At 38.1% G+C, this 6,136-nt stretch carries 5 protein-coding genes and 1 pseudogene; 3 read left to right on the plus strand and 3 right to left on the minus strand.

Features of this window, described 5'->3' with window-relative positions; all coding sequences use genetic code 11:
* Positions 1-4 precede the first annotated feature (4 nt).
* Positions 5-253 carry a hypothetical protein gene (locus RM049_RS16370; RefSeq protein WP_322662724.1) on the minus strand — a complete coding sequence of 83 codons (249 nt, stop codon included), beginning with the start codon at positions 251-253 and terminating at the stop codon, positions 5-7.
* 300 nt (positions 254-553) lie between these two features.
* On the opposite strand from RM049_RS16370, the gene RM049_RS16375 reads away from it, so the two are divergent.
* The gene (locus tag RM049_RS16375) at positions 554-2,224 is read left to right on the plus strand and encodes an ABC transporter ATP-binding protein (RefSeq protein WP_322704933.1); all 1,671 of its coding nucleotides are present in this window, start codon (positions 554-556) and stop codon (positions 2,222-2,224) included.
* A gap of 160 nt (positions 2,225-2,384) precedes the next feature.
* Here the strand turns inward: RM049_RS16375 and RM049_RS16380 are convergent, their stop codons facing one another.
* Complete coding sequence (locus tag RM049_RS16380; RefSeq protein WP_322704934.1) at positions 2,385-3,329, minus strand: hypothetical protein; 945 nt, start codon at positions 3,327-3,329, stop codon at positions 2,385-2,387.
* Positions 3,330-3,955: 626 nt separating this feature from the next.
* Between RM049_RS16380 and RM049_RS16385 the strand changes: the two genes are divergently transcribed.
* Positions 3,956-4,459, plus strand: a complete 504-nt coding sequence (locus tag RM049_RS16385; RefSeq protein WP_322704935.1) for an N-acetyltransferase family protein — start codon at positions 3,956-3,958, stop codon at positions 4,457-4,459.
* A gap of 358 nt (positions 4,460-4,817) precedes the next feature.
* A pseudogene (locus tag RM049_RS16390) lies at positions 4,818-5,048 on the plus strand (transposase); the annotation flags it as partial.
* 107 nt (positions 5,049-5,155) lie between these two features.
* Here the strand turns inward: RM049_RS16390 and nadC are convergent.
* A complete protein-coding gene (nadC, locus tag RM049_RS16395; protein ID WP_322704936.1) occupies positions 5,156-6,022 on the minus strand; it encodes a carboxylating nicotinate-nucleotide diphosphorylase in 867 nt (288 codons plus the stop codon).
* Positions 6,023-6,136: the final 114 nt, after the last annotated feature.

Consider the following 6,136-nt stretch of genomic DNA (forward strand, 5'->3'; position numbering starts at 1 on the left):
CTTTTTACCCCAATTGGGTTTTTGTTATTTCTTCAAGATATTGTTCAATATCAGCAACTGCGTCCTCAAGAGCGGCTAAATCAATATCTATCAAGTCTTCATCGAGTTCGACTTCAGTGAAAGTACTACTATGCAGTTGGGGGATTTCTTCTTCCTCAGTCGAACTTTCTTGTAAGATATCCTCCAACTGTTCGAGGGACTGTTGAAATACTTGATCGGCAGCACGGCGCTGTTCTGGCTGATTTTGCTCCATAATATTAACTTGAAAATCCTAATTTACTGACTTAATTTTGATTCTAGTTCCTACAGATTTAAATTTTGCACTTATAACATCATAGTTGTGTGCTGTATCAACTTTAGCAATGGTTATCCAGAATATCGATAGCTGTCTCCAATTGCTAAGACGGGAGATTTATTGCCATGCTACGGGTACACTAAATCAAGTTTGGCTAATGTTTAGGCAAGTTTTATAAAACAGGTCTAATACTTAATTTGATAGACTATCCTAAATTTGAAATTATAAAAACTGGTAGCTCAGGGCTGATAACTAATTATGAGTGAAGCCTTATTCTGTATCGAAAATCTGCAAGTTGCCTATCCTGGGCGAAGTGGAGAAAAAACAAGCTGGGCGGTTGATGATGTATCTTTCACCTTGAAACCAGGTGAAAGAATGGGATTGGTGGGAGAGTCAGGTTGTGGTAAATCAACTATCGGACGGGCAGTAATGCGTTTACTACCATCCTCTAGCCGGATTGAGGGACGGGTGACATTTCAAGGACAGTCCGTGTTTGACTTGACACCTAATCAGTTACGGAAATTTCGGGGAGAAGCGATCGCCTTAATTTTTCAAGATCCCATGACACGCCTCGATCCGTTGATGACCATTGGTAAGCATTGTATCGAAACTCTCCAAGCGCACTCACCAGAATTATCAACGCGGGAAGCTAAAGAAAAAGCACTTGCTACCTTGGCAAAAGTGAATATTCCAGTCAGTCGCTGGAATCAGTATCCTCATGAGTTTAGCGGTGGAATGCGACAAAGGGTAGCGATCGCTTTAGCTTTACTTCTCAAACCCAAGTTTATTGTTGCCGATGAACCCACTACCAGTTTAGATGTCACTGTTTCCGCGCAGATATTGCAAGAATTAACTCGCCTGTGCGGTGAAGAAAATATGGGATTGCTGCTGATTTCTCACGATTTAGCAATGGTGGCTGAGTATTGCGATCGCATTGGCGTGATGTACAACGGCAAAATGGTCGAAATGGGTTCTACAGAAACCGTATTTAGGCAACCTCAACATGAATATACGCGATTGCTTTTAAAAGCAGCATTACATATTCAAGCAGTAACTGATAGTGGAGAATTGATAATTGCCAATGATGAAGAAAAGCAATTACCGATTATTAATCAGCAATCTCCAATTTTGAGTGTTACAGAACTCAAGCAACACTACACTATAGAACCTAATTTTATCGAACGACTGCTTAACACACAAGCACAGACAATTAAAGCAGTAGATGGAATCAACTTGGATCTTTATTCAGGAGAAATTCTCGGTTTAGTCGGGGAATCAGGTTGTGGTAAAAGCACACTATCACGAACAATATTGCAACTAATTCGTCCCACTAGTGGCAAAGTTGAGTTTTTAGGACAGGATTTAACTAAACTATCGCGTCAAGAAATTCGTTCCTCGCGGCGACAAATACAAATGGTTTTTCAAGACCCTCATGCTTGTCTCAATCCAGCAATGACAGTGGGACAAAGTATTGCAGATCCTTTATTTATCCACAATTTAGCCAATCCTGCCAAAGCAAAAGAACAGGTTTTGTGGATGCTAAATAAAGTTGGCTTAACACCGCCAGAAGTGTATTATGAGCGTTATCCATCGGATTTGTCTGGTGGGCAACAACAACGAGTAGCGATCGCTCGTGCTTTGATTACTCACCCGAAACTCTTAATCTGCGATGAACCAGTGAGTATGTTAGACGCCAGCGTTCAGTCGCAGGTGCTAGATTTGATGTTGCAATTAAAGGAAGAGTTTGAGTTAACTTATCTATTCATCACTCACGATCTTTGGTTAGCTCGATTTTTGTGCGATCGGATTGCCGTAATGAATGGTGGTAAAATTGTCGAACTTGGTTTGACAAAAAAGATTTTTGCCAATCCTCAGCACCCTTATACCAAAACTTTACTAGCTGCTGCTCCCTTACTAGCACGCGCTTAACTAAAAAACTTTCAGTAAAAAAACACCCCATCATAGTAAGGGCGTAAAGCTTTGCGCCCTTACAAACCTAGAAATAATTTTAAATAATTTATTTTTTGCAAGTCCCTAAATAAAATCAGAAATTAGAAGTTTTAAACTCCTAATTCCTCACTCCTAACTCCTAACTATCTTCCCTTTCCTCAACTAATCTAGTTGGTTCTCCACTCGAACTATAAAGTTCAACGAATCTTTTAAATAGCAATGCAGTCTCGTGATTTGAAGTTTTACTTAAGTTGAATAAACGCCCTATATTTTTTTCAGCTAAAGCTCTTAAATATGGCAAATCTTCAAATAGAGTCAAGCAAGAAGCAAAATGCAATATTATTTGTAATAATGGCTTTGGCCAGTCTAAGTCACTATAAATATCTATAAAAAATTGATGTTCTGAGTCATTTAACGGGAAAGCATGAAATATAACAATTATTCTTTTGTTATTGTAAACTGGGATACTTAGTTCAACAGTGTAAGGGGTGTGTAATATTAAATCCACCTCTACAATAGGTTGTCGCCAAATTCTCAAAGGATTAGCTGGTGAGTCTAATATTGTTTGAAATTTAATTATCCCACCAGTATTTGTGGGCTGAAAGTGGCTAATTTGAAAAATTTTTAGGTTGTTAAGGCTAAATTTATGAACTGTTTCCAAATGCTTTAAGCTCAATAGATGATATATTTGGCAAATATAAGGAAACGGTAAAATATACTCCTGGCTTATCATGTGGAGCTTTTTTATTTGAAGCTTATTAGCTTGAGTGCGATCCAGATATTCTTGATACTGGCTGGGGTCTAAATCATTACTATTGAAGCTTTCTTCCGGCTTTAGATATAACCAACTCACAAAAAAGAAAGAGGCTGTAAATAGCTGAAATATTTCTATAGGAGATAAATAACCATCGGCAAATGCGGCTATACTCCTATCAGTTATTCCAAAAAGCCAAGATGGAATCCCAAAAACCCAAATACTACTTTTTATTTGATCTATAAAAAGCGCTATTTCAACAACTTTTGAAATATTAGTATTTTGATTAATACTAAATTTGTTATTAATATTCAAACAATTAATAGACATAGTAATTTTGCTTAACTTTAATTAATTATTTTATATTAATTCTAAATAATAATATATGAGATCAACCTCTATCTTTAGCTATATATAACTTGTATTTATTAAATAGAATTGAAACCCAGCTTTTATTAGGATAACGACAAGTGTAATTTTTTGTTATGTAAAATCCTAAAAAATCTATGTGTTCACTCAGGATAGAATTATTTGTAATCTATCCTGCTAAAGGAATTGAGATATTATTTTCTGATAGAAAGCTTGGAGTAGAAAGGAGTATATAAATCTTCAGATAAAAATTTTATTTGTTCTGGGATGATAAATTTATCTATTTCTCTAGCATGAGTACTGAATCATGCTAGAGAAAGAAAAAGTTATAACTTAAAAAGTTTCTCTGTTAAATAAAATACATTAAGTAGGGTGTTGTAATTTTGCTCTAGTTATAACAGCAGTGGTGGCTTTTATAGTGGCGCATTGCATACTTGGTATTAAGGTTAGACATTATCTTATCTAAGGTAGACTATCCCTATCTGACAAAGTATCTGTGACAATTACGATAGAAACCGTAGAATTGCTATTATTAACACTGTATTATTCTTAAATATTTTCTGAAGATTTTTTCTGAGACGGTAGCAATGACCATTCGCCATGCGACTGAAACTGACTTGCCTGCAATTGTGGCAATTTACAACACTGCAATTCCTAGCCGCATGGCAACCGCTGACTTAGAACCAGTATCTGTGGAAAGTCGCCTTGCTTGGTTTAAAGGGCGATCGCCTTCACAACGCCCACTTTGGGTAATCGAAGTAGAAGGAGTAATAGCTGGATGGCTTAGTTTCCAATCCTTTTATGGGCGACCTGCTTATAGTAAGACTGCCGAAATTAGTATTTATATCACCCCTAGCTTTCATCGGTGTGGTTTGGGACGACAACTCTTAGCACAAGCAATTAGCGAAAGTCCTAGTTTGGGTATAAAGAGCCTAGTATGCTTCATTTTTGCCCACAATCAGCCCAGTTTAAAACTCTTTGAGACATTTGGTTTTCAACGCTGGGGACATTTGCCTAAAATTGCCGAACTTGATAGCGTTGAACGGGACTTAGTAATCATGGGGCTGCAAATTAGTAAACCTGTTGTTTAAAGCGATCGCTATTTTCTGAGACTTGTAAATTAAGTTTGGTAACAAATGATCTGAATTTATTGCCCGTAACCATTGCCATGATTCTCAGGTAATTCTTAGATAATTAGTAAGCGATCGCTTTTTTCTCATTTTTTCTAATTTCAGATTGTAGTCTAACCAAAATCCACTATTTTCAACTGTGTCTACAAACTAGTTGATTGAACTCGCTATCACATTACAAGAAAGATATTGTGTTAGGCTTTGAGCCTCCAAAAATGCCAGGACTTAAGCAATTGGCACAGTGCGATCGCTAGCCAGTAGTACATAGGACTTGCTGAAAAAGTAACAAAAAGCCTTGTGCTTTTAAATCTCCTGATTCATTGAGGAGCTTCATAGAGAAATAAAGCAACTAACTGGCATTGAATCATCTCAATGCTGTCAAGCCCGTCTTCAAAGAAATCATATTGCTTGAGTTATCTTAGTTTGGCTAAGACTGAAAAGTTTAGCTTATCAAACAGGTAAAACTATTTACAAGCTCAAGTACAATTTGCTTTCTAATTATTTAATTGAGCAACTAAAACGTCCAGATATTGCGATGTCTTCTGTGTAGTTTTTGGGTGCTCGGTGCGCTTCGCACACCATTGCTTGTGCCAGTTGCATAAGTCCTGAATGCGACATTACAATGACTTTGCAGTAGGATGATTTGCCTCTTTCTATTTAAAGTACAATCCTCATACTTAAATCTAACCACTTCGATTGAGTAATCGGCGCGCTGCTAGAAATATAGTCAACACCAGTTTCCGCCACAGCGCGAATCGTTTCCAAAGTCACATTCCCCGAAGCTTCAATTTTTACCTGGCTCTCTTGTTGGTGAATCAACTCTACCGCCTGGCACATTAGATCCAAAGGCATATTGTCTAGCATAATAATGTCAACCTTGTGCTGCAAAGCTTCTTTCACTTGCTCTAAACTTTCAGTCTCTACCTCTATAGTCAAGGGATAAGGAATCTGAGAACGAATACGGGTAACAGCTTCTCCAATTCCGCCAGCCGCAGCAATGTGATTATCCTTAATCATCACCGCATCATCCAACCCCATGCGGTGATTAATCGCCCCACCCAAAGCAGTCGCGTACTTTTCTAACAGTCTTAGCCCTGGCGTAGTTTTACGCGTATCCACCAACTGAGCAGGTAAATCAGCAATTTTCTCTACATATATATTAGTCAGCGTAGCAATTCCACTTAACCGCATAGCCAAATTGAGTGCGACTCGTTCCCCCATCAGCAGCGCATCCAGCGAACCATGAATTTCAGCTACCACCTGTCCCGGCTCACACCATGTACCTTCAGCTGCAACCGCCACAAAGCTAACTTTTTCATTCAAAATCTGAAACACCCTAGCTGCAACTGGTAAGCCAGCAATTATCCCTGAAGCTTTAGCCATCCATTTAGCAGAGCCTAGGGTCACATCTTCTACTAGTAGAGTATTTGTAGTGCGATCGCCCCTACCAATATCCTCCAATAACCAGCTACGCAAAAGAGGATCTAAAACCAGCCAGGGAGGCAAAACAGCAGAATTGCTCACAAATTTATTGTTTTCTTAGAGACTTCCAGCAATACTATAGCCTAAAACTCTTGCCATCCAAGGCTTTGATAGTGATGCAGAAGCAATCCAAAATATTTTGGGAAAAATAGTTGA

Origin of the sequence: Nostoc sp. DedQUE04 (assembly GCF_034530995.1) — a bacterium.
Taxonomy (GTDB): domain Bacteria; phylum Cyanobacteriota; class Cyanobacteriia; order Cyanobacteriales; family Nostocaceae; genus Nostoc.